The organism is Devosia sp. Leaf64 (genome assembly GCF_001421945.1).
Lineage (GTDB): Bacteria > Pseudomonadota > Alphaproteobacteria > Rhizobiales > Devosiaceae > Devosia.
Genome location: NZ_LMLO01000004.1, coordinates 50139 through 76037, shown reverse-complemented (window position 1 = coordinate 76037; position 25899 = coordinate 50139). Strand labels below are relative to the sequence as shown.

General features: G+C 60.8%; 21 protein-coding genes. 12 read left to right on the top strand and 9 right to left on the bottom strand.

Annotated features, from left to right (window positions below; all coding sequences use genetic code 11):
• Positions 1–3: 3 nt before the first annotated feature.
• Positions 4–2544, bottom strand: coding sequence for a DNA ligase D (gene ligD / locus ASE94_RS02290; RefSeq protein ID WP_062629045.1), 2541 nt, complete (start codon positions 2542–2544; stop codon positions 4–6).
• A gap of 151 nt (positions 2545–2695) precedes the next feature.
• Here ligD and ASE94_RS02285 point away from each other — a divergent pair, with 151 nt between their 5' ends.
• The 7 genes from ASE94_RS02285 (at position 2696) to ASE94_RS02255 (ending at position 11107) form a co-directional block, all read left to right on the top strand.
• Positions 2696–3697, top strand: a complete 1002-nt coding sequence (locus tag ASE94_RS02285; protein WP_061907890.1) for a TIGR03842 family LLM class F420-dependent oxidoreductase — start codon at positions 2696–2698, stop codon at positions 3695–3697.
• A gap of 143 nt (positions 3698–3840) precedes the next feature.
• A complete protein-coding gene (gene fgd / locus ASE94_RS02280; protein WP_062629044.1) occupies positions 3841–4839 on the top strand; it encodes a glucose-6-phosphate dehydrogenase (coenzyme-F420) in 999 nt (332 codons plus the stop codon).
• A gap of 11 nt (positions 4840–4850) precedes the next feature.
• Complete coding sequence (gene cofE / locus ASE94_RS02275; RefSeq protein ID WP_062629095.1) at positions 4851–5678, top strand: coenzyme F420-0:L-glutamate ligase; 828 nt, start codon at positions 4851–4853, stop codon at positions 5676–5678.
• A 3-nt stretch (positions 5679–5681) separates the two neighbouring features.
• The gene (locus ASE94_RS02270) at positions 5682–6614 is read left to right on the top strand and encodes a putative F420-0 ABC transporter substrate-binding protein (protein ID WP_062629043.1); all 933 of its coding nucleotides are present in this window, start codon (positions 5682–5684) and stop codon (positions 6612–6614) included.
• A 164-nt stretch (positions 6615–6778) separates the two neighbouring features.
• On the top strand, positions 6779–7792 hold the full coding sequence (locus ASE94_RS02265) for a putative F420-0 ABC transporter permease subunit (RefSeq protein WP_244483922.1): 1014 nt from the start codon (positions 6779–6781) through the stop codon (positions 7790–7792).
• On the top strand, positions 7789–8559 hold the full coding sequence (locus ASE94_RS02260; RefSeq protein WP_062629042.1) for an ABC transporter ATP-binding protein: 771 nt from the start codon (positions 7789–7791) through the stop codon (positions 8557–8559). Before ASE94_RS02265 ends, ASE94_RS02260 begins: the two co-directional genes overlap by 4 nt.
• Positions 8560–8668: 109 nt before the next feature.
• A complete protein-coding gene (locus ASE94_RS02255) occupies positions 8669–11107 on the top strand; it encodes an EAL domain-containing protein (RefSeq protein ID WP_062629041.1) in 2439 nt (812 codons plus the stop codon).
• Positions 11108–11153: 46 nt separating this feature from the next.
• Here the strand turns inward: ASE94_RS02255 and ASE94_RS02250 are convergent, their stop codons facing one another.
• From ASE94_RS02250 to ASE94_RS02240, 3 genes are all read right to left on the bottom strand, one after another.
• On the bottom strand, positions 11154–12101 hold the full coding sequence (locus ASE94_RS02250; RefSeq protein ID WP_061907896.1) for a substrate-binding domain-containing protein: 948 nt from the start codon (positions 12099–12101) through the stop codon (positions 11154–11156).
• Positions 12102–12171: 70 nt separating this feature from the next.
• Positions 12172–13191 (bottom strand): ABC transporter permease, encoded by a 1020-nt coding sequence (locus ASE94_RS02245; protein WP_062629040.1) that lies wholly within the window; start codon positions 13189–13191, stop codon positions 12172–12174.
• Complete coding sequence (locus tag ASE94_RS02240; protein WP_062629039.1) at positions 13172–14713, bottom strand: sugar ABC transporter ATP-binding protein; 1542 nt, start codon at positions 14711–14713, stop codon at positions 13172–13174. The genes ASE94_RS02245 and ASE94_RS02240 overlap by 20 nt, the downstream gene beginning before the upstream one ends.
• A gap of 208 nt (positions 14714–14921) precedes the next feature.
• On the opposite strand from ASE94_RS02240, the gene ASE94_RS02235 reads away from it, so the two are divergent.
• The gene (locus tag ASE94_RS02235) at positions 14922–15941 is read left to right on the top strand and encodes a LacI family DNA-binding transcriptional regulator (protein ID WP_062629038.1); all 1020 of its coding nucleotides are present in this window, start codon (positions 14922–14924) and stop codon (positions 15939–15941) included.
• Between the two features lie 17 nt (positions 15942–15958).
• On the opposite strand, the gene ASE94_RS02230 is transcribed toward ASE94_RS02235, so the two are convergent.
• From ASE94_RS02230 to ASE94_RS02215, 4 genes are all read right to left on the bottom strand, one after another.
• Positions 15959–16312, bottom strand: a complete 354-nt coding sequence (locus ASE94_RS02230) for a DUF305 domain-containing protein (RefSeq protein WP_062629037.1) — start codon at positions 16310–16312, stop codon at positions 15959–15961.
• 73 nt (positions 16313–16385) lie between these two features.
• Positions 16386–16586: a heavy metal-associated domain-containing protein gene (locus ASE94_RS02225; protein WP_061907900.1), complete on the bottom strand. Its 201-nt coding sequence runs from the start codon at positions 16584–16586 to the stop codon at positions 16386–16388.
• 1 nt (position 16587) lies between these two features.
• Complete coding sequence (cueR, locus tag ASE94_RS02220; protein ID WP_062629036.1) at positions 16588–16998, bottom strand: Cu(I)-responsive transcriptional regulator; 411 nt, start codon at positions 16996–16998, stop codon at positions 16588–16590.
• Positions 16995–19253, bottom strand: a complete 2259-nt coding sequence (locus ASE94_RS02215; RefSeq protein WP_062629035.1) for a heavy metal translocating P-type ATPase — start codon at positions 19251–19253, stop codon at positions 16995–16997. Before ASE94_RS02215 ends, cueR begins: the two co-directional genes overlap by 4 nt.
• Before the next feature lie 177 nt (positions 19254–19430).
• Between ASE94_RS02215 and ASE94_RS02210 the strand changes: the two genes are divergently transcribed.
• The 4 genes from ASE94_RS02210 (at position 19431) to ASE94_RS02195 (ending at position 25406) form a co-directional block, all read left to right on the top strand.
• On the top strand, positions 19431–20153 hold the full coding sequence (locus ASE94_RS02210) for a Crp/Fnr family transcriptional regulator (RefSeq protein WP_062629034.1): 723 nt from the start codon (positions 19431–19433) through the stop codon (positions 20151–20153).
• A gap of 210 nt (positions 20154–20363) precedes the next feature.
• The gene (locus ASE94_RS02205; RefSeq protein WP_162236030.1) at positions 20364–22382 is read left to right on the top strand and encodes a methyl-accepting chemotaxis protein; all 2019 of its coding nucleotides are present in this window, start codon (positions 20364–20366) and stop codon (positions 22380–22382) included.
• A gap of 136 nt (positions 22383–22518) precedes the next feature.
• The gene (locus ASE94_RS02200; RefSeq protein ID WP_062629032.1) at positions 22519–24855 is read left to right on the top strand and encodes a glycoside hydrolase family 95 protein; all 2337 of its coding nucleotides are present in this window, start codon (positions 22519–22521) and stop codon (positions 24853–24855) included.
• A 122-nt stretch (positions 24856–24977) separates the two neighbouring features.
• Positions 24978–25406, top strand: a complete 429-nt coding sequence (locus ASE94_RS02195; RefSeq protein ID WP_156351771.1) for a response regulator — start codon at positions 24978–24980, stop codon at positions 25404–25406.
• 19 nt (positions 25407–25425) lie between these two features.
• On the opposite strand, the gene ASE94_RS02190 is transcribed toward ASE94_RS02195, so the two are convergent.
• The gene (locus tag ASE94_RS02190; protein WP_061907907.1) at positions 25426–25620 is read right to left on the bottom strand and encodes a hypothetical protein; all 195 of its coding nucleotides are present in this window, start codon (positions 25618–25620) and stop codon (positions 25426–25428) included.
• Between the last annotated feature and the right edge of the window lie 279 nt (positions 25621–25899).

Below are 25899 nucleotides of genomic sequence, written 5' to 3'. Positions count from 1 at the left end.
CCTTTAACCTAGCTTCCCCTTCAACGATTGCTTGATCTTAAAATAATCGGGCCAGGGGTTTTCGCTTTTGGCGCGGCTGGCGGCGGCGTCTAGGGAGATGAGGTTGGCCGCCTTGAGGGTTTTGACTTCGTCCCAGGAGATGGGAACGGCCACTGGGGCGTTCTCACGGGAGCGGGCGGACCAGGGGGAGATGGCGGTCGAGCCGCGTTCGTTGCGGAGATAATCGATAAAAAGCCGGCCCTTGCGCTTGGCTTTCGACAGATTGGCGGTGAAGCGATCGGGTTCGTCGTCGGCAAGGCCTTGTGCAAAGCTCTTGCAGAAATCCTTGACCTCCGGCCATTCGACCTCGGGCTTTAAGGGCACGATAATGTGGATGCCTTTGCCGCCCGAGACCATGGGATAGCTCTTGAGCTTCTTGTCCGTGAGCCGCGCGGCGATCTCTTGGGCTGCAGCGATGACGGCGTCGAAGCCAAGTCCTTCGTCGGGGTCGATATCGAACACCAGACGATCGGGCTTTTCCACGGCCTGCCGGCGCGAGCCCCAAATGTGCCACTCGAGCGCATTCATCTGCGTCCCGGCGATGAGACCGGCGAGATCGTCGACGTAAAAGTAGTCCTGTTCCTCGCCATCTTTCTCCGTGATCGAGGTCGACTTGATTTCGTCAGGGAAGCCGCCGGTGTCATGCTTCTGGAAGAAGCAATATTTGGCGCGACCTTGGGGGCAACGGACAAGGCTGAGCGGCCGGTCTTTGATATGGGGCAGCATGACCTCGGCGACGGCTTCATAATAGGCGACGAGATCGGCCTTGGTGATGCCTTGGCCCGGAAAGACGACTCGGCTCGGGGAGGTCAACCGGACGCCGAGGCGCTCGGCGACTTCTTCGCCATCGTGCTCCAGCGGCTTGGGCTTTTCCATCTTTACGTCTTTGGCAGGTTTGTCGCCGCGGAGGCCGATAAAGCTGGGATGGCGGAGGATGTCGTCGCCGGTCAATTCGGTATAGGCGATCTCGGCGACCAATTGCGGCTCAACCCAATGAGCGCCGCGGGCGCGCTCTTTGGGGACGGCCTCGAAGGGATTCGTCTTGCGCGCGAGTTTTTCCAGCTTGCCGTCCATCTCGACGAGCAGATTGTGGGTGAAGCCGGTGCCGACACGGCCGCGATAGAGCAGCTTGCCGTTCTCCCAAGAGCCGAGGAGCAGCGAGGCGAAGCCTTTGCGCTTAGTGGAGGGCGACCATCCGCCGATGACGAATTCTTGGCGTTTTAGGCATTTGATCTTGAGCCAATCGCGATTGCGTTCGCCGCGATAGGGGGCGTCGGCGCGCTTGGCGATGACGCCTTCATGGCCATCCTTGCAAAGCGCATCGAGCACTTTCTGACCGTGATCGCGGACATGCGACGAATACTGGATCGGGTCCTTGCGAGCGGATTTACCGAGGAGCTTTTCGAGCCGCGCCTTGCGCTCGAGAAGCGGCAGTTTGGTGAGGTCCCGCCCCTCGGCCTCAAGGATGTCGAAGGCGAAATATTCAAGCCGTCCGCCATCCGCGAGGGTGTTCTTGAGCGTCGTGAAATCGGTGCGGCCTTTGGCGTCGAAGGCGCAGACTTCGCCATCGATTAGAGCTGAGCCGATCTTGAGCTTTTGCAGTGGCTCGACGAGAGCGCCGAACTGTTCGGTCCAATCCAGGCCATTGCGGGTGAACAGCCTGACGCTATCGCCCTCGACCGAGGCAAGGCAGCGATAGCCATCATATTTCATCTCGAATAGCCAATCCTTGCCGGCAGGGACGCTGTCGACGAGAGTGGCGAGCTGGAGGGGACGGAAGGCGGGCGTCTTGCCGCTATCCGCCTTAGCCATGATACGGGTTTTCTGGTCGGCTTTTTCAGCCTCTTCGGCATCGGAATGCCAGACGGCGTCGGGCTTGACCTTGCTTGCTTTTGCCGTCGCCGCGCCGCTCGCAATCTGCTTGAAATCGCGGGTCGTGGCCACCGAACGGGTAAAGCGCGTGGTCAGCGTATCCTTGTCCCGCGCATAGGAATCGCGGTGTTTGATGAGGAGCCAGTTTTCGCGGTCAGGGCCCGATTTGCGCTTGGCGTCGCGGCCCTTCATATGGACGAGGACATATTCGCCTTTGAGGCGCTCGCCATAGATGCGCATCTTGAGGTCGCCGTTTTCGAGGCCCTCATGCGGGTCTCCGATCGGCTCCCAAGTGCCATGATCCCACAGCATGACGGTGCCGCCGCCATATTCGCCTTCGGGGATGGTGCCTTCGAAGCCACCATATTCGAGGGGGTGATCCTCGACCCGGACCGCGAGGCGCTTATCCTCAGGATTGTTAGAGGGGCCTTTGGTGACGGCCCAGCTTTTGAGGACGCCATCGAGCTCGATGCGGAAATCATAATGAAGGCGAGTAGCGTCGTGTTTCTGAATGACGAAGCTGCCGCGCTCGGACTTTTTGCCTGTGGCCCCGTCACCGGCAGGTTCTTGGGTCTTGGCGAAATTGCGCTTGGCTTTGTAGTCCTTCAGCAGGTCTTGCGCCTTGGCGGCCATGATCAGCTCCCGACGGTCCGTTGTGTCGATTCAACGTCGATAAAGCGACCGCGTTCCGGCGCATAAAGGCCAGTTGACAATCACCCCGCGCCGGTCAAAATTTGACTGACTGGTCAAATTTCTTGACCGAAGGGAACGTGGGGACGGGACTATGGAATTCGGCATTACCTTCAAGGGTTTCGTGGATGCGGAACGCGCGCGTTATCTGGTCCGCGCTGCCGAATTCGCCGGCTTCGATTATTGCTGGTTCTATGATTCACATATCTTGTGGCGTGACTGCTACTCGGCCATTGCCATGTGCATGGAGCATACGCAGAAGATGCGGTTTGGGCCGCTGGTGACCAATCCAGACGTGCGGGACTGGTCGGTGGCGGCGTCGATCTTCGGTTCGCTGTCCAAGCAAAGCGGCGGGCGGTTCGACCTCGCGGTGGGCCGCGGCGATAGCTCCATGCGCGTCATGGGCAAGAAGCCTGCGACGCTGAAGCGCGTGGCGGAATTTATCGACAAGACTAAGGCCATGGTGCGGGGCGAAGAGGTTTCCTATGGCGAAATCCCGGCGCCGGTGAAGTTCCCATGGGCGGTTGGCCACGACATGCCGAGCTGGATCGCCGCATATGGCCCGCTGGCGCTGAAGACCGCGGGTGAGAGCGCCGAGGGCGTCGTGCTGCAGATCGCCGATCCCGGCCTCTGCAAGTGGTTCACCGACCAGTGCATCGAAGCGGGCACTGCGGCGGGCAAGGATATGTCGAACTATCGCTCCATGGCGGCCGCGCCGGCTTACTTTGGCGACAAGAAGCGGGCGATTGAGAAGGTGAAGTGGTTCCCGGCGATGGTGGGCAACCACGTGGCCGATATCGTCGAGAAATACGGGACCGAAAGCGGCAAGGTGCCGGCCAGCTTGACGAGCTACATCGAAAAGCGCCGGGGCTATGATTATTCCAAGCACGGGCAGGCCGATAACCCGTTCCTCGATTTCATCACCGACGATGTGGTGGAAAGTTTCTGCGTGCTGGGCGAGCCGGACGAGCATATCGCCAAGGTGCGCGAGCTTGAGGCGGCTGGGGTGACGCAGTTCAATATCTATCTCGATAGTGGCGATGAAGAAGAGATCATTGCCGGCTACGGGCGGCATGTGATCCCGGCTTTTCGCTGATAAACTCATCCCTCCCACGGCGTCATTCCCGCGAAGGCGGGAATCCCTGACTGGGAGATAAATCCCCGCTTTCGCGGGGATGACGCGGTGGAATGAGGCATGGTTCCGAGATAGCGGGGACGTCCCGGGAGGAGACCAAAAGAATGCGGTTTGGATATAAGGCTTCGGCCGAGCAGTTTTCGCCCAATAAGCTCCTGCAGTTTGCCGTCGAGGCGGAGCAGGGCGGGTTCGACTCTGTGTTCGTCAGCGACCATTTTCAGCCCTGGAAGCATACCGATGGCCATGCGCCATTTGCGCCGGCATGGATGGCGGCGGTTTTGGCCAAGACCGAGCGGATTACGCTTGGGACATCGGTGCTGACACCGACATTCCGGCTGCATCCATCGGTCGTGGCGCATGCCTTTGGCACTCTTGGGGCGATGTTTCCGGGCCGGGTTATTCTCGGCGTCGGAACGGGCGAAGGGCTGAATGAAGTGCCAGCGACCGGGATTGAATGGCCGGAGTTGAAGGAGCGGTCGGCGCGGTTGCGCGAGGCCATAAAACTAATCCGGCAGCTTTGGAGCGAGGATCGGGTCAGTTTCGAGGGGCAGTATTACAAGACTGTCAACGCGACGATCTATGACAAGCCCGACGAAATGGTGCCGATCTATATCGCGGCAGGCGGGCCGCTGAATGCGAAATTTGCCGGGCGCGAGGGGGATGGCTTCATCTGCACCTCGGGCAAGGGCGCGTCGCTCTATGTCGACGAACTGCTGCCGAACGTGGCGGTTGGGCGGCAGGATTCCGCGCGGGCGGATAAGCCCTATGAGCGGATGATCGAGGTGAAGGTGTCGTTCGATACCGATGCTGAACGGGCGCTGGAGGACACGCGCAACTGGGCAGCCCTGTCGCTCTCGGCTGAGGAAAAGCACTCGGTGCAGGACGCCGAGGAGATGGAAAGGCTTGCCGACCAATTGCCGATCGAGCGGGTGGCAAAGCGCTGGATCGTGTCAAGCGATCCCGATGAACACGTGGCGCAGATCAAGACTTATATGGACTACGGGTTCGACCATCTGGTGTTTCATGCGCCGGGGACGGACCAGAGCCGGTTTCTGAGCCTTTATGCCAAGGAAATCCTGCCGCGGCTGAAGGCGCTGGTCTGAGGGAGACGATGATGTCGGTGCCAACATACAGCGTTTGGGGCGTAACCGGCATTCCCGAGATTGCCGAGGGCGATGATCTCGTGGCGCTGATCGCTGCGGCGATTGCCGAGATGGGGCCGGAACATGCGCTGGTCGATGGCGATATTCTGGTCGTGACCAGCAAGATCGTCTCGAAAGCCGAGGGGCGGCAGGTGCCGGCCGCGGATCGGGAAAAGGCCATCGCCGATGACACGGTGCGTGTCGTCGCCGAGCGCGTGCATCCGGGCGGGGTGACGCGGATCGTCGAGACCAAGCAGGGCATGATCATGGCGGCGGCTGGGCTCGACATGTCCAATGTGCCGGAGGGCTTTGCGCTGAAATTGCCGGAGGATCCGGATCGCTCAGCGCGGGCGCTGTGCGAGGGATTGCGGGAGCGGTTCGGGATCGAGCTTGCGGTTGTGGTGACCGATACGGTCGGACGCCCATGGCGCGTCGGGCAGACGGATCTGGCGATCGGCGCGGCGGGGCTGCAACTGACCGATGACCTGCGCGGCGCCAATGACGCTAATGGACGGCCATTGCATGTCACCGTGGCGGTGGTGGCCGATGAACTGGCCGGGGCCGCAGACCTCGTCAAAGGCAAGACTTCGGGTATTCCGGTCGCTGTGGTGCGCGGCATGGGGCGGTTGGTTGCCGGGCTCGATGCGCCGGGGGCGCGGACGCTGGTGCGGACCGGGGACGATGACATGTTCCGCTTCGGTTCGGCCGAAGCCTATCGGCTGGGCTATGAAGCCGCGATGGCGGAAATGAAGAGCGGCAAGATTTCTCACGAGCGCTCGAACGAGCAAAAGCAGGACTAAGCCATGCGTCACTCCCTTTCTCTTCTGGCTGCTGCGGCTGCCGGGCTTTTTGCCGTGCCTGCTTGGGCGACGGACTATCCCCTGCAGCTCGACAATTGCGGCATGGCGCTGACGATTGCCGCACCGCCGCAGCGGGTTGTCGCTATCAAGTCGACTGCCGCCGAACTTCTGCTGGCGCTGGGGCTCGAAGACAAGATCGTGGGCCTGGCCTTCCTCGATGGGCCACTGGCCGAACCCTATACGGACAGCACCTATCCCATCCTGTCGGACAAGCTGCCGTCGCAAGAAGTCGTGCTCGAGACTGAGCCGGATTTTATCTATGGTGGCTGGGAAAGCAATTTTGCGGCTGATGGCGCGGGCGAAAGGCCGGCGCTGGCTGAACTGGGGATCACGAGTTATGTCGCGCCGGCAGCATGCCGCTCGGTGAAGCCGGAAAAACTCAGCTTTGATCAGCTCTTTGGCGAAATCACCGAAATGGGCGCCATTTTCGATGTCGGGACGACGGCGGAAAATCTGGTCGAGGAGCAGAAGGCGGCGCTGGCCGGAGTGAAGGCGGATGATCGCGGGCTGACGGCGCTCTGGTATTCCTCGGGCACCAAAACGCCCTATGTCGGCGCCGGCAGCAATGCGCCGGAAATGATCCTCGAGGCGCTGGGGCTCAAGAACATCTTCGCCGATATCGACGAGGGGTGGACGCAGGCGAGCTGGGAGGCGATCGTCGACGCCAACCCCGATGTGATCGTGCTGGTCGATGCGGCCTGGAACTCGGCCGAGGCAAAGAAGAAGCTGCTGGCAGAAAATCCGATCACCTCAAAGATGGATGCGGTGATCAACGAGCGCTATCTGGTTATTCCCTTCCCGGCTTCGGAGGCGGGAGTGCGGAATGTGCCGGCGACGGTGGATCTGGCGGGGCAGTTGGCTGGGTTGAGTTTCTAGCACATGCCGGATTTATGCGCACACCGGCCCCGCTCCCCAACCCTCCCCGCCAGGAGGAGGGTGCTGGTTTGGTGGGTTGGGCAACATGCTGCGCCAAACTGGGTGAAGCACCTCCCCCTTGACGGGGGAGGTTGGGAGGGGGTGTCGGTTGGCGCTCAAGCCTTTTGAAGCGCTCGCTCACTATAACGGCCTTCGCGTCCCTCTGCCTCCTCCTCGTCGCCAGCGCAGTCATCGCCGTCACCTTCGGCCCTGCGGACATCACCCCCGCTGAAGTCTGGGCAACCATCCTCCATCACCTCGGCCTCGTGGCCGAAAGTCCGGTGTCGCGGCTGCGTGATGCGATTGTGTGGGATTTGCGGCTGCCGCGGGTGATTGCGGCGCTGGGCATGGGGGCGGGGTTGGCGCTGGCGGGGGCGGTGATGCAGGCGCTGACGCGCAATCCACTAGCCGATCCCTATTTGCTGGGCTTGTCATCCGGAGCGGCGCTGGGGGCTGTCGCGCTGGTCGTGATGGGGCTGACGGCCTTTGTGCCGCTTGGCGCGTTTGTTGGGGCGTTGGCTGCGCTGGCACTGGCATTAGTCGTGACGCAACTGCTGGGCGGGACGACACCGGTGCGCGCAATTTTAGCGGGTATCTCAATTTCAGCACTGGCCTCGGCTGCCACGTCGTTCATTATCTTCTGGTCGGCGACGGGGGATTCCTATCGGGAAATCCTCAGTTGGCTGATGGGCTCGCTGAGTGGTTCGAACTGGTTCGATGCGGCGCTGGTCATTGGAGCATTGATCGTCTGTGCGCCGCTCATGGTGCTCTCGGCGCGCGGGCTTGATGCCTTTGCGTTTGGCGACAAGGCGGCCGCAAGCCTCGGGGTGGATGTGGCGCGGTTGCGTTGGGTTCTGCTGCTGGCGTCGGCGCTGCTGACGGGGATCATGGTCTCCATCGGTGGTGCGATCGGTTTTGTCGGTCTCGTCGTGCCGCATGCCGTGCGGCTGGCAGTGGGGTCGGGACATCGGCGCCTGCTGCCGATGGCGATGCTGGTGGGCGCAATTTTCATGCTCTGGGCCGACACGTTGGCGCGGACGGTGTTCGATCCGCGGGAACTGCCGGTGGGCATCGTGACGGCGCTCGTCGGGGCGCCGGCCTTTTTGCTGATCCTCATGCGGTTCAGGCGGATCACATGAGTTTGGTGGTTTCCAACCTATCGGTGGCGCTGGGCGGAAAGACCATTGTCGAGAGCGCCAGCTTTTCCGCGCCGCAGGGAAAAGTGACGGGACTGATTGGGCCCAATGGCGCCGGGAAATCGACCCTCATTGGCGCAATCGCCGGATTGCAGAGGCCAGAGCAGGGGACGCTTGGTTTCGGTCAGCAGGATTTGCTGGCTCTCGGCCGGCGGGAGCGGGCGCGGCTTTGCGCTTTGGTCGAGCAATCGGCGCAGACGGAAGAGCGGCTGAGCCTTGCCGAAGTTGTTGCGCTCGGGCGTATTCCGCATGCAAACATGTTTGCCGCTGATCATATCGAGGACGCCGATATCATCGAGCGGGCGCTTGCCCAAGTTGGCTTGGAGGCATTCGCGGGGCGGCAATTCAATACGTTGTCGGGCGGTGAGCAGCAGCGTGGGCAGATCGCGCGCGCCCTGGCGCAGGCGCCGCAACTCTTTCTGCTCGACGAACCAACGAGCCATCTCGATATTCGGGCGCAGATCGAGGTTTTGACGCTGCTCCGTAGCCTCGCCACTTCGGGGAAACTCGTGTTGCTGGCACTGCACGATCTCAATCTGGCGCTGCAATATTGCGATTGGCTCATCGCGATGGAAGGCGGAAAAGTGGTGGCCGAAGGGACGCCCGGAGATGTCCTCAGTCCAGGTCTTATCGCGCAACTCTATGGTGTGTCGGCAGAAATCTTCGACACAGGAGCTGGAGCGATTCTCGCTTTCAAAGGTATAGTTTAGCTCGCAATTTACGGCTTGTTCAGCATCGCAACAGCCGTGAACATGGCGTAAGAGATCGGTAAAGCCGAAGCGGGTAGTGCTAGCTCCGTAAATTTACGGATGTCGCGCTTTGTTTTCACTTCTCGACTTCTTTTTTAAAGACCATGATTTTCTCTATGTCGGCATGGCAGCGGCAGTCTGTATGCTGTCTGCCTATGCCTGCATGAGCCTTTTGCGGCACGCTGTGGGCATGGAAGGCCGGACAAGGACGATCTGGCTGACGGTCTCGGCGCTGTCGGTGGGGCTTGGCATCTGGTCGACCCATTTTGTAGCGATGTTGGCGTTTCGCGCGGGCTTCCCGCTGCAATACGACATCGTTCTGACGGGTGTGTCGCTGCTGATTGCCATTATCCTGTGTGGCGTCGGGCTCGCGGTCGCGGTTCGCGCGACGACCATTCACGACCGGTTTCTTGGCGGTGCCGTGGTCGGCGCCGGCATTTCGGCCATGCACTATGTCGGCATCGCCGCCCTCTTGCTTCAAGGTAGGCCGGTGTGGAGCGATGGTCTCGTCGCCACCTCCATCATCGCGGGCATTGTCCTGTCGGGCCTTGCCATTGTCACTGCGATGGGCGGCAGCCGGTGGCGCTTGATCGGCGGCGCCGTGCTTTTGACCCTTGCGATCTGCGCCATGCATTTTACCGCCATGGGCGCGGCCGATTTCAGCAATTGCCTGCCGCTGATCCACAACGGATTCGATATCGACTGGCAGATGATGTCGCTGATCGTCGCCGTCATTACGCTTCTTATTCTGACGGCCGTGCTGGGAAGTATCGTTCTCGACGAGGCCGACCGTCGGCGCACCGAACGCGAAATGCTGCGTGAACAGCTCGATGCCGACCGGATCGCATCGGTGACGCAGAAGCTTGAACTGGCCTTGACCCATATGGGCCAGGCCATCGCGCTTTATTCGGCAGAGGGCAGGATACTTCTCCATAACGAACGCATGCTCGAGCTTCTCGGCTTGCCATCGCACACGTCGGTGGAGGGCAAATCGCTCGAAGAACTGGCCATGATGTCCTACGGTTTCAATCCGGATGACGAACTGGGGCTCGCCGGGGTGGAACGGATCGCGCGCGAACATCGCGAACTTGCGCAACGCGGCGGCGAAATCGTTCACGCCATCGGCGATCGGTTCATGCGCGTTCGGCACAATCCCATTGGTGACGGTCGCTGGGTCACGATGATGGAGGACATTTCCGAAAGTAAGCGCAACGAAGCCGCGATTGCCCATCTGGCGCTGCACGACACGCTGACGGGCCTACCCAATCGCGCGCAGTTCGACGAACTGTTTGAACGCGCCTTGGTCGAGGCGGAGGAAAAATCCGGCCATGTCGGCGTCGTTGCCATGGACCTCGACCGGTTCAAGGAAATCAATGACAGCTATGGCCACGCGACTGGCGACCAGGTGCTGCGCGTTCTCGCCGAGCGCTTCACCTCGGTCTTGAAGCCTGGCGAGGTTGTGGCGCGCCTTGGGGGCGACGAGTTCGCCGCCTTCAAGCCCTTTGGCTCCATCGAAGCCTTGCGCGAATTTCTCGAACGCATCGAAGGCGTGCTCTTTGGCAATGTGCAGCACCATGAGGTGCTCATCGCCACGGGCGGCAGTATCGGTGTTGCGACTTATCCCGAGGATGGCAAGGACCGCTCGAAGCTTCTCAGCAATGCCGACTTGGCGATGTATCGCGCCAAGGCCGATTTCGACGCTCATATCTGCTACTATGAAGCCGCGATGGACGAGAGCGCCCGCTGGCGCCGCGCCATGGTCAAGGACCTCTGGAACGCCATCGAGACCGATGGGTTCGAACTCGCCTATCAGGTGCAGAAGTCCGTGGCGACGAGCGAAATAACGGGCTACGAGGTGCTGTTGCGCTGGAACCGGCCGGGACATGGCTGGGTGTCGCCCGCCGATTTCATCCCCGTGGCTGAAGAATGCGGCGCCATCAACGCTATCGGCGCCTGGGTGCTACGGACTGCATGCATCGAGGCTGCGAGCTGGCCGAGCCAGCACAAGATCGCCGTGAATGTTTCGGGTGTGCAGCTGGCACAGCTTGAACTCGTCGATCTGGTCAAGATGGTGCTCTACCAATCGGGGCTGGCGCCGGAGCGGCTGGAGCTCGAAGTGACCGAAACGGCGATCATCTCGGACAAGAAGCGGGCGCTCAATACGCTGCGGCAGATCCGGGAAATGGGCGTCTCGATTGCCATCGACGACTTTGGGACCGGCTATTCCTCGCTTGAAACGCTGCGCAGCTTTCCGTTCGACAAGATCAAGCTCGATCGCTCTTTCATGCAGGAAGTGGAGAACTCCGAGCAGTCCAAGGCCATCGTGCGGGCTATCCTGGCGCTGGGCCGCAGTCTCTCCGTGCCGGTTCTGGCCGAAGGGGTAGAAACCATCGAACAGCTTAATGTCCTGAGGCACGAAGGCTGCAACGAGGCGCAGGGCTTTTTCCTCGGCCGTCCGGGCCGAATGACATGGGGCGATCAGAAACTGGTCAGTTTGGTGATGGCATAAAAAAAGGGGCGCCGGAGCGCCCCTTTCCATGTGTGCTGATGGGAGATCAGAACGGACTGTCTGGGAAGTAGAACTGCTCGGCATTGTCCTTGGTGACGAGCGGCGCACCCAGAATATATTCGCCCTGCACGGGGCCATTGGAGGTGAAGTTGGCAACGGTCACGTCCATGGCAGTGGCGATCATCGCCGGCGGATAGAGCACATCGACCGGGATCAGCGCGTCGCCATCCATGATGCCCTTGATGACATCCTTCATGCCGGCGCCGCCGACGATGAACATGTCGCCTTCGCGGCCGGCCTGACGCACGGCTTCGACAACGCCCATGGCGATATCGTCGTCCTGCGCCCAGACGCCATCGATGTCCGGGAAGCGGGAGAGGAAGTCCTGCATGACTTCAAAGCCGTCATCGCGGTTCCAGTTGGCGAACTGGTTGTCGAGGACGTTGATGCCCGAGCCTTCGATGCCCTTCATGAACGCATCGAAGCGCTCGGTATCGATGACGGTCGGAATGCCGCGGAGAATGACGATGTTGTCGCCTTCGCCGAGACGCGTCTTGAAGTATTCGGCAGAAACCGAACCGAGCTCGGTATTGTTGCCGGCGACATAGACGTCCTGAATGGACGTATCCGGCAGGCCGCGATCGACGACAGTGATGAAGGCGCCCGATTCCTTGGCCATGCGCACCGGCTCGACCAGCGGATCGGATTCGAAGGGCAGGACGACGAGCGCGTCGATCTGCTGCACGGAGACAAGATCTTCGATATCGCCAGCCTGATCGGCCGGGCTATCGGCGGTCACGAGCGTGATGTCGATATTGGGATTGGCCGCTTCGATACGCTTTTCGGCTTCCTGGGCGTGCCAGTTGAGGCCACCGGCCCAACCATGGGTCGCTGCGGGGATCGACACGCCGATCTTGATCTTTTCCTGAGCAATCGCAGTGCCGGCGAGCGCGGTCGTGGCCGCCAATGCCAGAGCCAATGCCTTGATGTACATAAGTAGTCCTCCCTCTAGTGTGGCGCCTTTGGCGCCGGTTTCGCCCGGCCGAGACCGGGAATCGCTGTGTTTATTCGGCCTTTTTGCGCTTGGATGTGAGGCTGCCGCGCTGCAGATAGACTGCTGCGACGATGATGATGCCCTGCACGGCGCCATTGAGATAATTCGAGATGATATCGGTCAGGTTGAGGATATTGCCGATGGCGGTCAGGATCAGCGCGCCGATAACGGTGCCGCCGATGCGCCCAAAACCGCCCTTGAGCACGGTGCCGCCGATGATCACGGCTGCGATGGCTTCGAGTTCCCAGAGGACGCCGGTGGCGGAAGATGCGGAGCCTAAGCGCGGCACGTAGATGATGGTGGCGAGCGAGACGCACAGGCCTTGGAGCACATAGGTCCAGGTACGGATGCGGTCGACCTTGATGGCCGAATAGCGCGCCACCTGCTCGTTGGAGCCGATGGCCATGCAATAGCGGCCGAAGGCGGTGCGGTTCATCAGGATCCAGCCGATTACGGCGACGATGATGAAGACCCAGACAGGGTAGGGGATGCGCAGGAAGCTATCATAATAGACCGGGCGATAGATTTCGCGCGCGCCGTTGTTGAGCGAGAGCGTGCCGCCATCGGCGAAATAAGTGATGAGCGAGCGATAGATGCCCATGGTGCCGAGGGTGACGATGAAGGCTTCGATCTTGGCCTTGGTCGTCAGGAACCCGTTGATGAAGCCGGCGCCGATCCCGAGGATCAGCGAGCAGCCGATGCCGAGAAGAACGGTAGCGAGCGACGCGCCCCAGCTATCGACCGCGGCATTCATGATCAGAATCATCATGCCGGCGATGAATGCGGCCATGGAGCCAACCGAAAGGTCGATGCCGCCGGCGGTGATGACGAAGGTGGCGCCCACCGCGATAATGCCGATAAAGGCCGAGCGCGTGAGGAGATTGGTGACATTGCCCTCGTTGAGGAAGGCCGGATTGAGGCTATAGCCGAGGATGATCAGAAGGACCAAGGCGAGCAGCGGCCCGGCGGTCTTGAGATCGATACGAAAGCCTTTTGGAGCCTTTTGTGCTTCAGGCACTGAGACGGTCATCTTCGCCACCCTGTTTGATGCCGGCTGCGTAGCGCATGATTTCGGCTTCGGTTATTTCCGCGCCCTCGAGCATGCCGGCCATTCGGCCCTGGCGCATGACGACGACCCGATGGGACAGCCCGATCACTTCCTGCATTTCCGAGGAGATGACGATGATGGCTTTGCCCTCGGCCGCGAGGGCCGCAATGATGTGATAGATCTGCTGCTTGGTGCCGACATCGATGCCGCGCGTCGGTTCGTCCATGATGACGATATCGGGCTCGCTCTCCATGGTCTTGCCCAGCATCAGCTTTTGCTGATTGCCGCCCGAAAGCTTGCCGACGGGAACAGAAGGGTCGCGGGCGCGGATATCGAACCGGCGCACGGCGCGCTCTAGCGCCTTGGTTTCGCTGCTGCCGTCGAGGAAGCCATTCTTGAGATGCTTCTTGAGCGTCAGAAGCGTGAGGTTCGGCGTGAGGCCCGCATTGAGGAGGAGACCGCGGCCTTTGCGGTCCTTGGTCATATAGGCAAGGCCCGCAGCAACGGATTTTGAAACATCGGTGAAGTCGGCGGGGTGGCCTTTTAGGGTCACGCTGCCATTGGTCTTCTTGGTGAGACCAACGATGGCTTCGGCGACCGCGGTACGGCCCGAACCGATGAGGCCGGCAAAGCCGAGGATTTCGCCGCGCATGAGATCGAAGGAAATGCCGGAAATCCCGGGCGCGGACATGTCGCGCACAGAGAGCATGACTTCGGAATCGACATCCGGCTCGTGCTTCGGCGGATAGAGATTGGAGAGTTCGCGGCCGACCATCATCTGGGCGATGGAATCGGGCGTCAGGTTTTCCGTGCCGACGGTCGCGATCAACTGGCCATCGCGGAGCACGGTGACGCGGTTGGCGAGCTCCATGATCTCGTCGAGCTTATGGGAGATGAAAACGATCGCCACGCCCTGTGCGGTCAGGCGGCGGATCTGCTCGAAGAAGGTGCGGGTCTCGGCGACCGAGAGAACGGCGGTCGGCTCGTCCATAATGATGACGCGCGCGTCCTGGCTGATCGCCTTGGCGATTTCCACCATCTGTTTGTCAGCGACCGAAAGCGTATGGATGCGGGTATCAGGGTCGATATTGACGTGAAGCGTATCGAGGATGGCGCGAGCTTCGGCGCGCATCTCTTTGAGCTTCAGGAATCCGCCTGACTGCATTTCACGGCCGAGGAAGATGGAGTCCGCAACCGTCAGATGCTCGGCCAGCAGGAGTTCTTGATGGATGACGACGATGCCCATGGCCGCCGCCTCGCCATTGGGGGGCAGGGTGACCTGCTGGCCGCGATAGGTGATCGTGCCGGAGGTGGGCTGTTCGAGACCGGAGAGGATCTTGATCAGCGTCGATTTGCCCGCGCCATTCTCGCCGATGATAGCGTGAACTTCGCCGGGGCGAATGTCGAAGTCGATGCTGAACAGCACCGGGATTTCGCCGAATGATTTTGAAATGCGATGTGCCGACATGATCGGCGGCACAGCAGCACCTGCCCCCTCGGACATGTGCATCTCCTCCCTCTGAAGCCGGAGGACTTTGTGTCCATTCTGCGGCCATGCCTATCGATGTAAAGGTTTTCATGGATCGTGTAAAGGTTTACAGTTCAGCAAAAGCATATAGCCTGAGTTGAAGGCCATGGCTTCTTTCATGGCTTCTGCTAAGGGCTGAGGCGCGCACCGCTTGGGCGGTATCGCGCGATGGGCGGAGCGCTGAGTGCAGCAGCAAAAACTGGCCACGATCGAGGATGTCGCTGCCTTGGCTGGGGTCTCCATCGCCACGGTCAGCCGCGCCATCAATGAGCCAACGAAAGTAGCCGAAGCCACGCGCCGCAAGGTGACCGAGGCTGTTGCCCGCACCGGTTACACCACCAATGCCATGGCCAGGTCGCTGCGCATGCGGCGATCCAACATGATCCTCATCCTGGCGCCCGATGTGGGCGATCCAAACTTTTCCAATATTCTCGTCGGGCTCGAAACCGAGGCCAGCAAGCGCGGCTATGGCGTGTTGATCGGGAATACGCAGAACGATCCCAGCCGCGAAACGGATTACCTGCGGTTCATCAGCTCAAACCAGGCCGATGGACTGATCCTTTTTACCGGCCACCTGCCGTTCGGCTATGGCCAGGATGGCAATGAGGCGCGTCTGCCGCCCATGGTCGCGGTCAATGAGCCAGTGCCCAATGCCGATGTGCCGTTTGTCGGCGTCGATAATTTTGCCGGAGCGCGGATTGCGACCGAGCACCTGATCTCGCAGGGGCACAAACGCATCGCCTTTATCGGAAGAGCGCCGGGGCGCGAGGTCAATCGGCTGCGCGAAGAGGGTTATCGCACAGCCCTGACCGGAGCCGGGCTGACCGTGGATCCGCGCCTCATCATCGATGGCGATGGCACGACGGAGAGCGGCCGCGCGGCAGCCGAGTTGATGTTCGTGCGCGATGCACTGCCGACCGCCTTCTTCTGCGTCAATGACGCGACGGCGCTCGGCGTGCTGATCTCGCTGAGCGCGCGGCATTACGACTTGCCGCGGCAATTCTCGATCATGGGCTTTGACGATATCTCGTTTTCAAGCTTCGTCTCGCCGTCGCTCACGACGATGAAACAGCCGCGCACGCGCATCGGCGAGGCCGCGATGGACTTGCTGCTCGGCATGCTCGCTGGCGAGACGCCAAAGGAAAGCCAGATATTGCTGCGCGCGGAACTGATCGTGCGCAACTCCGTGGGGCGAGTTGGCTGACGTCCAGGCGTCAACCCCTATTGCGGGTGCTTGGCGAGCCAATCCTGCATGAAGGCGATTTCGGCTTCCTGCGCCGCGATGACGGCTTCGGCAAGTTTTTTGACCTCAGGGTCCGAGCCGTATTGAAGCGCGATCTTCGCCATGGCCACCGCACCCTGGTGATGGGGGATCATGCCGCGCATGAAATCGACGTCAGGATTGCCGGAATAATCGATGTCCATATTTTCGTGCATGGCCATGTTGGCAGCGCGAAAGGCGGCGGTGGACGGGGCTTCGCCGGCCGCGGCGGCACTATGGTCAGCGTGCTGATCCTGAGCGAAGGCCGGTGCGGCAAGCAGAGTGAAGGCAAGGGCGAGAAGCGCTGGTTTCATTGGGGTCTCCTGTTATCGGTTGCAGCCTGCGGCCTTGCCAGATGGCAAGGTCAAGCAGGGACTTTGGGCGGCTTTACGCTGGCTCGGGCGTGTAACCGGCTTCCTTGATCGCTTCTTCGCCCTTTGCGCGGTCGCCGGTGAAGCTGACCTTGTGGGTGTCGAGATCGACGGAAATTTCGGCGCCGGGCAGGGCGGTTTCGAGGGCTTTGCGGACGGTGCCGACGCAGTGGCCGCAGGTCATGTCGTTGACGATAAAAATGGTCTTGTCGGTCATGTCAGTGTCCTTTGGTTTTGGTTGAGCTGCCTGCGAGATCATCGAGGATCGGGCAATCGGGTCGGTCATCGCCATGGCAGCAATGGACCAGATGCTTGAGCGTGCCGACCATGGATTGGAGTTCGGCGATCTTGGTTTCGAGCGCCGAGATTTGGCCGGCGGCAATATCGCGCACTTCGCCGCTGGCGCGGGTCTTGTCCTGCCAGAGAGCGAGGAGCGCGCCGGTCTCCTCGATGGAAAAGCCGAGGGTGCGCGAGCGGCGAATGAAGCGGAGAACATGGACCTCGTCCGCGCCATAGACGCGATAATTGCTGCCGGTGCGATGCGGCGGCCGGATGAGCCCGATCTCCTCATAATAGCGGATCATCTTGGCGGAAACGCCCGTGACGCTCGCGGCTTCACCGATATTCATAGCGCTTCTCCCTTGATGGCGCGGAGGCGCTGGGCGTTGCTGACGACGAAAACCGAGGACAGCGCCATGGCGCCGGCGCCGAGCATGGGCGAGAGCAGGATGCCAAAAGCTGGATAGAGCGCGCCGGCAGCGACGGGGATCAGCACCGTATTGTAGCCGAACGCCCAGAAGAGATTTTCCCAGATATTGCGCATGGTAGATCGGCTAACCTTTAGGGCATTGAGTACGCCTTTGAGGTCGCCGCCGAGCAAGACGACATCGGCGCTTTCAATAGCGGCGTCCGTGCCGGTGCCGACGGCAATGCCGATATCGGCTTCGGCGAGGGCTGGGGCATCGTTGATGCCGTCGCCGATATAGGCGACCGTGCGGCCGCCTTGCCGGAGGGACTTGATCGCCTCGACCTTATCGGCGGGCAAGACTTCGGCGCGGACTTCATCGATGCCGAGTTGGGCGGCGATGGCGGCGGCGGTGCGCTGGTTGTCGCCCGAGATCATCGCCGTCTTGAGACCCATGGCATGGAGGCGAGCGATGACGGCCTTGCTGGTCGGCTTGATCACATCGGCGACCACGATGGCGGCCGCGATCTTGCCATCCACGGCGGCAAAGACCGGCGTCTTGCCTTCATCGGCAAAGCGCCGCAGCGCTTCTTCGAAGTCCGAGAGATCAAGGCCGTCCATCAAACGCGCGGAGCCGACCTCCACCTTGCGGCCGTCGATGGTGGCCGTGACGCCGTGGCCGGCGTCCGAAGCGAAGTCTTCCAGTGCGGGCAGTGTCAGGCCGGCCTTTTCGGCGGCAGCGACGATGGCCAGCGCGATCGGATGTTCGGAGCGGCTTTCGGCTGCGGCGACAAACGACAGCACCTCGTCATGGGCAAAATCGTCGTCAAGGATGAGGTCGGTGAGCACCGGCTTGCCTTCTGTCAGCGTGCCGGTCTTGTCGAAGGCGACGACGTCGGCATCGCGAAGACGCTGCAGGGCTTCGCTTTTGCGGAAGAGGACGCCGAGTTCGGCAGCGCGGCCGGTGCCGACCATGATCGAGGTGGGTGTTGCAAGACCCATGGCGCAGGGGCAGGCAATGATGAGGACAGCGACCGCGTTGACGAAGCCGAAAGTCAGGGCAGGATCGGGCCCCCAAATGAGCCAGACGAGGAAGGTCAGCGCAGCGAGAGCGATGACGGCGGGCACGAACCAGGCGGTGATGAGATCGACGGTGCGCTGGATCGGTAATTTGCCGGCCTGGGCTTCTTCGACCATGCGGATGATCTGGGCGAGCATGGTATCGCCGCCGACCTTGGTGGCGCGGAAGCGGAAGCTGCCGGAGGTGTTGAGCGTGCCGCCGATGACGGATGCGCCGGCAGACTTCGAGACGGGCAGGGGTTCGCCGGAGATCATGGCTTCATTGACATGGCTTGTGCCGTCGATCACCTCGCCATCGACGGCGATCTTCTCGCCCGGGCGCACGACGACGATGTCGCCGACGCGGACTTGGGCGATATCGACTTCGAGCGATGTGCCATCGCGTTCGATGCGTGCCGTCTTGGCTTGTTCGCGCACTAGACGCTGGATGGCTTGGCCGGTGCGGCCCTTGGCGATGGCTTCGAGCCAGCGGCCGACGAGGATCAGCGTCACGATGACCGCAGCGGCTTCGAAATAGACGTAGCGGGTTTCCGCCGGCACGAGCTGCGGGGCGAAGGTGACCACGGTTGAGAACAGCCAGGCCGCCCCGGCGCCGAGCGCAACAAGGGAATTCATCTCGGGCGCGCCGCGCAACAGGGCGGGGATGCCGGCCTTGAAGAAGCGAAGGCCGGGCATGAAAAGCACGAAGGTCGTGAGCACGAAATAGGCAGCATAGAGCACGTCCATCGGGATGACGGAGATCAGCCATATGTGGAAGGGCATGTAGAGATGGCCGAGCATTTCGAGCGCGAAGAGCGGAATGGTCGGGATCGCGGCGATGATGACATCGCGCCGGAGCACGGCGGCATCTTCGTCGTGATGATGCGCGTGGTCATGCGTGGGCTGGTCGGGCAGGCGGATGCTGCTCGTGTAGCCCGCCTTTTCGACGGCCTTCATCAGTGCATCCCGGTCGCCACCTGATACCGTTGCCCGCTCCGTTGCAAGATTGACGGAAGCCGCTTCGACGCCCGGGACTTTCAACAGTGCCTTTTCGACACGCGACACGCAGGACGCGCAGGACATGCCGGTGATGTCGAGCGTGATGGGTGTGGCAGCGGTTTTTTGGACGTGTGCGTTCATGGCTATTACCTCGTCCGCGTAGAGATAGACCTTCCCATGATGGGAAGGTCAAGGGCTGTCTGTCTCTATTTGAGGCGCGCCTCGGTTTCGCCATGCGACGCGTTGGCACAGCGTCAAAAGTGCGGATTATCTTGGGAGCGGATGAGGCGTAATCACGGAACTGTCAGGAGCAGTTCCATGCAGACGGTTCGCAAAGACATCCACAATTCAGACGTGCCCATCCTATGCCAAAGCTGCGAGGCGCGGCATCAGGGTATTTGTGGCGCGCTGACGCCTGAGCAACTCGCCGCACTTGCCAAGCAAACGCGCCGCGTCAAGCGCGAAGCAGGACAGGAACTGATGGCCGACGCCATGCCGATGCCGGCCTATGCCAATGTGCTGCGCGGTGTCGTCAAACTGACCAAGGTGCTGGAGGACGGGCGGCAGCAGGTCGTCGGCCTGCAATTCGCGCCCGATCTTCTGGGCCGGCCCTTTGCCAGCGAAAGCCGGGTCAGCGTCGAAACGGCATCGGATGTCGAACTCTGCATGATTCCCAAGCCTGCGCTCGAAGCGCTGATGCGTGATGGTAGCCCCGTCGAGCACCGGGTGATGATGCAGGCTCTGCGTGAGCTCGATGAAGCGCGCGACTGGATGGTAACGCTGGGTCGCAAGACGGCGGCCGAAAAGGTCGCAAGCTTTTTGTACCTCATTGCAACGCATATCGACCCCACCGAAGAGGGCGCGCTCGGAACTTTCGACCTGCCGCTGAGCCGCGCCGATATCGCCGATTTCCTCGGGCTGACCATCGAGACGGTCAGCCGGCAGATGAGCAAGCTTAAGACGGATAGGGTCATCGAGATCGCCAACTACCGGCACGTCACCATCGTCGATCTCACCCAACTTCGCCTCCGCTGCGGCTGAGCCGACCGAACAAATCTCTGGTTTGCCGAGGGGCGCGGTGTGCATTTCAAATGTGATGCGCTTGGCGTGAAATGGCGCTCGAAGTGACCCATTATGGGAACCAGCCGTTAACCACAGCGGCGTAACCCTTGGTACAAATACGGATGCCCTTATCCGTGTTGATCAGGTGCTCTCATGAAAACCCCGGGTAGTATAAAACTCGGAGCCAAATTGGCTCTGGCGTCCCTTATTGGCATTATCGTCGTCGCAATTATGATGGCCGCGACGATTTTCGGGACGGGTCTCACCAAACAGGCCGACGATTTCCAGGACCGACAGATGGAAATCAGACGGCTGATGCTCAATGCGAGCATTTCCATGCGCGATATGGAAATCGCTGTTGGCCAGCTTAACGATGTGGCCAGTGCCGCCGAAGCCGATGCTGCATATCAAGCCGCGGCCGAAGCCGGCGGACGGATGGAAACGTTCATCACGGACGCCAAATCCCGCATGACGCGGCCGGAAAATATCGCCAATGCCGAGGCAGTCCTCACGGCGCGCGAACAGTTCATTGCCGAAGCCGTCGGCCTCGCGGCTAATGCCAAGAAGGCGCTCGACCCCGCAGCGGCAGTAGACGTTGCCAGCGAACATAGCGCGCTCAAGCAAAAGCTTGCTGGCCTCGGCGCCGACATGTCCGAACGTATGCAGCACATCACGGCGCTCGCTTCGGAATTGGCGCAAAACGCCAACGCCGCTGCCGATGGCCAGCGCGATCAGACATCGCTCATCAGCACGGCCTTGGGCGGCCTCGTCATCCTCGTCTTGATCAGCACAGCCGTTTTCGGCGCTCGCTCGGTGGCGCGACCGATCGCTGAGATCAACAAGCGCATGACCGCGCTGGCCGAGGGTGATCTGGCGAGCGAAATACCTTTTGCGGGCCGTGGCGACGAAATTGGAGACATGGCCAAGGCTGTCGCCGTTTTCCGCGACAATGGCGAGCGGGTCGCCACCATTGGGCTCGAGGAAGCCGACCGTGCCCGTGCAGCGGCGGCCCGTGCCAAATTGATGGATGCGTTTCAATCCGAGTTCGATGTCGTCGTGCGCTCGGCCAGCAATGGCGATTTCAGCAAGCGCATGCAGAGCCAGTTCGCGGATGCCGACATTGCCGGCATCGCAGCAAACTTCAACGGCATGATCGACACGATCGAAACGGGTCTAAATGAAACCGGAGAAGTGCTTTCCGCGCTGGCCCGCACGGATCTAACTCAACGTGTGACTGGGCAATATCGCGGCGCCCTCGATCGGCTGAAATCAGACACCAATGCTGTTGCCGACAATCTAACCAGCGTCATGGGGCAACTTCGCGAAACGTCCCGCGCCCTGAAATCGGCCACCAGCGAAATCCTCGCCGGCGCCAACGATCTCTCGGAACGCACGACCAAACAGGCCGCGGCCATCGAACAGACATCGGCCTCCATTGAGCAGCTTTCGAGCACCGTCGTCGACAATGCCCGCAAGGCAGACGACGCGGCCGCTTCGACCACCGCATCCGCCCGTCTTGCCGGTGAAGGCGGTCAGGTGATGAACCTTGCGACCGGCGCCATGGAGCGGATCACGCAATCCTCCGCCAAGATTTCCAACATCATCGGCATGATCGACGACATCGCTTTCCAGACCAACCTCTTGGCGCTCAACGCCTCGGTGGAAGCGGCCCGTGCCGGTGAAGCCGGCAAAGGCTTTGCGGTGGTGGCCGTCGAAGTGCGTCGCTTGGCGCAATCGGCTGCCGAAGCCTCTGCCGAGGTCAAGGCGCTTATCGAGCAATCGGCTAACGAAGTCGGGCAGGGCAGCCGCCTTGTCGCCGATGCTGCCGGCAAACTTAGGGCTATTCTCGACTCGGTCGAGACCAACAGCGCGCTGATCCAGTCCATCGCCACGGCCAGCCAGGAGCAATCCTCGGCCATTGCGGAAGTCTCCGTCGCCATCCGCCAGATGGACGAAATGACCCAGCACAACGCTGCCCTCGTCGAAGAAACCAATGCGGCAATCGAGCAGACCGAGTCTCGCGCCAGCGATCTCGATCATATCGTTGATCAGTTCAAGATCAGCGCCAGCGCGACACCCGTCTCTCGTGCCGCAGCGTCGGCACGACCAAGCCCAGTCAAAGCCGTGCAAAACAAGATCGCCTCTGCCTCGCGCGCCTATATCAGCCGGGGAAATACCGCGCTCAAAGATGACTGGAGCGAATTCTAGTTTGGGTCTCGCAGACCGCGAGCGCAGCTTGGGGTTTGCATCCATCAAGATGCGTCTCTAGCAAAGCATGCTCCGTCTTTTATGATCTGGGGTGGAAAGATAACCTTCCACCCCATCTTCTTTGCAAGGACCCGATATGGCCTCCCGCTTCCTTCTCGAACTCAACGCTCCTGCCTCCGGCTTTACGGAAAGCTTCCTGCTCGGCAATGGCAGTTTTGGCGCGTCGGTTCTGGGCAAGCCGGGAACGGAGAGCTTTGCGCTCAATCTCGATACGCTCTGGTCGGGCGGTCCGCTTGGCGATGAACCGGGGCCATCTCCCGCCCATCTTCTTCAGCCGCTGCGCGATGCCATTGCCGCGGGTGATTTCAAACGCGCCGATGCAATCAGCCGCGATATGCAGGGGCCTGGTTGGACTCAGTCCTACCAGCCGCTTGGCACGCTCAAACTCACCTATGCCGCTGCGGCTGAGATTAGTGGCTATAACTGTTGCCTCGATCTCGCGAAGGCCGAAGCGCGCGCCACTTACGATAGTGAAAACGGATCGGTGCAACTCCGCTCGCTCGTTTCGGCACCGGCAGGTGTTCTCGTCGCCACCATCGCAGGGCCGGGCATTTTGGCTTTCGTCGAAATGGCACTGGCCTTTGATACGCCACACGAGAAGGCGGAAATCGCTGTTGCCGAGGCCGACGGCATCAAATGGATGACCGTCACGGGCCGCGTGCCTAAAACTGTACTGCCCAACTATGTCGATGACGAACCGGCCATCGTCTACGCCGATGACATGCCCGATGCTTCAGGCACAGTAGCCGCGGGGATGGGCTATGCCGTGGTTGCGGCGCTCCACCAAGATGCGGCGGGATCAGCGCGCCTGATCGTTTCGGCGGAAAGCGGTTTTCGTGGGTATGATCAGCGTCCCAGCGCCGATGTCGCGGCCCTTGCGAAAGCGGCAAAAGACCGCGTAACCGCAGCGCTTGCGCAACCGATCCAGCGTCTCGTTGAGGATCATCGCGAAGACTATTCAAGCTATTTCGACCGCATGGATTTCGACCTCTCGCAGTCGCCCGTCCATGATGGCCTCGATCCGCGACGCGCCGAATTGCTCTATCACTATGGCCGCTATCTGATGATCAGCAGTTCCCGCCCCGGCACGCAGCCAACAAATCTTCAGGGTATCTGGAATGTCGATGTGCGCCCCGCCTGGAGCGCCAATTACACCATCAACATCAATACCGAGATGAACTATTGGCCCGCCGAAATGACAGGGCTGGGCGATCTTGCAGCCCCGCTCCACCAATTCGTCGCCGAGGCTGCAGGCGCGCGAGGCCAAGTCGCCGCGCGGCACTATTATGGAGCGCGCGGGGCTACCATTCACCACAATACCGACATCTGGCATTTCTCGGCGCCTGTTCATGGCGATCCGAGCTGGGCCAATTGGGCATCCGGCCTCATCTGGCTTGCGGTTCAGCTTAATAGCCGTTTGGACTACTATCCGGAAGACGATGCATTTCTACGCACAATAGCCCTGCCTGTGTGGCGCGAGGCGGTGCCCTTCGCCTTGGACATGCTGGTCGAAGACCAGGATGGCGCTTTGGTCGCAAGTCCTTCGACATCACCCGAAAACCAGTTCTTCGCGGCTGATGGCGCGAAAGTCGCGGTGTCCGCTGGCTCGGCCATGGATCAGGAAATGATCCGCGAACTGCTCGAAATCTTTGTCGGCTTTGCAACCGCGGACGATGCCGCGCTGAAGGCAGAAGCGCGCGCTGCGCTTGCCAAACTGAAAATCCCGCACATCGATGCCACTGGCGCTTTGAGCGAATGGTCCGTCGATGTCACCTCGGCAGAAATCGGCCACCGCCACCTCTCGCATCTCTTCGGCCTGCATCCCGGTCGCCGCATCACCGCTCAAACTACACCCGAGGCTTTCTCCGGTGTGCGCAAGGCACTCGATGTTCGCCTTGCCAATGGGTCGGGTCACACCGGCTGGAGCCAGGCCTGGATTCTCTGCCAGGCTGCGCGTCTCCGTGATACCGCTCGCGCCGACAAGGCCATCCATGGGCTCCTCAACGATCTGGCTTTCAAATCTCTGATGGTGCTTCATCCCCATTCGGGTTGGGAAGAAGGCAATGTCTTCCAGATCGACGGCAATTTCGGCGCCGTGGCGGGCATGACCGAACTGCTGGTTCAGAGCCGCAAGGGCCAGATCATCATTTTGCCGACGCTTCCCGCCAGCTGGCCCACCGGCAGCGCCCGGAATATCCGCACCGTCGGCGGCCACAGTGTTGATCTAGCTTGGAAGGGTGGCGCGCTGGCGAGCCTGACGATCAGAGGGGGGAGGGCCGAAACCATCGAGGTCGAACTCCCAACCAGCGAACTCGCTCAAATGATGATGCGGATGGCGGGCGTGCTGGCTGTGGAGGGCAAAGTTTGTCGCATCGAACTTCAGGGCGAGAAGGCTCTCAACTTCCAGTTTTAATCTCGCTAGAGCGGTGATCAGCAGGGGACGGGCCGGGCAAAGGGGCAGTCTAGGGCACATAACTTTGCCAAGCCGGAGTTGTGTCAGCCATTTGTCAGCAGGGCTGGATTATTGAGAGAACTTTGGCCGATGCACACCACCAAAGTGTGGTGGCTGCAGTCAGGATCGTCTCAGCAATGGCTCCCCGCAAGAAAGTTCTCCTGGTTGAAGACGAAGCGATGATCGCTGTCTTCTTGGAAGGAGTTTTGACAGAGGCGGGCTTTGAGACGGCCACTGCTTATGGTGGCGCCGCGGCTCTGGACCTGCTGGCCAGCGCCTATCCGCGCTTTGATGCCGTCATTACGGATATTCACCTGCCCGGGACTGTTAGCGGATGGGATATTGCGCGCCGGTCGCGTGAAATCAGCGCTGCAACGGGCGTTATCTTCATGACGGGTGACACTGTCAGCGCAGCGGACAAGGGCATGATCGAGGGAAGCGTGCTTCACCAGAAGCCTACCCTTGCCGCAGACCTGATCGCGAGCGTGGAGATGATCGTACCCCGCGACTGAGCCGCCAGATCGACCGCGATCAGTGCGGCCAGATGAACCAGCGGGGCAGGGTGGCCAATGTGATGATCGCGCCGATGGCTAGGGCTACCGGGATCGTCATCGATGGTTTGTTCCAGGGCTCAGGCAGCCAGCGGCGCCCGACCTTGGCGACAATGAAGCCGATCAGCGCATAGACGCACATGTCTATCAAGATGGCGAAGCTCAGGAAATCCATCTGTGGCCCGCACAACGTAAACTGCTGACGGGAATAGATACCTAGGCTGTATGGCTGTCTAGTTTGAAAGCATGGTGATGTTGTCGATTTCGTTAATTCGAAATAGCAGCCGACAGCAAAGATAACAAATAGCTTACAACGCTGAACATTGAAATGTAATAATAAAAACAATTACTTAGAGGGAACGCTAGGTGGTACTCGCCGTTATTTTGGCATGGATAACGAGGACGCGGCTCACATCCGGCAGCAAAACGACAGAGCTGCAATAGCTGCCCATTC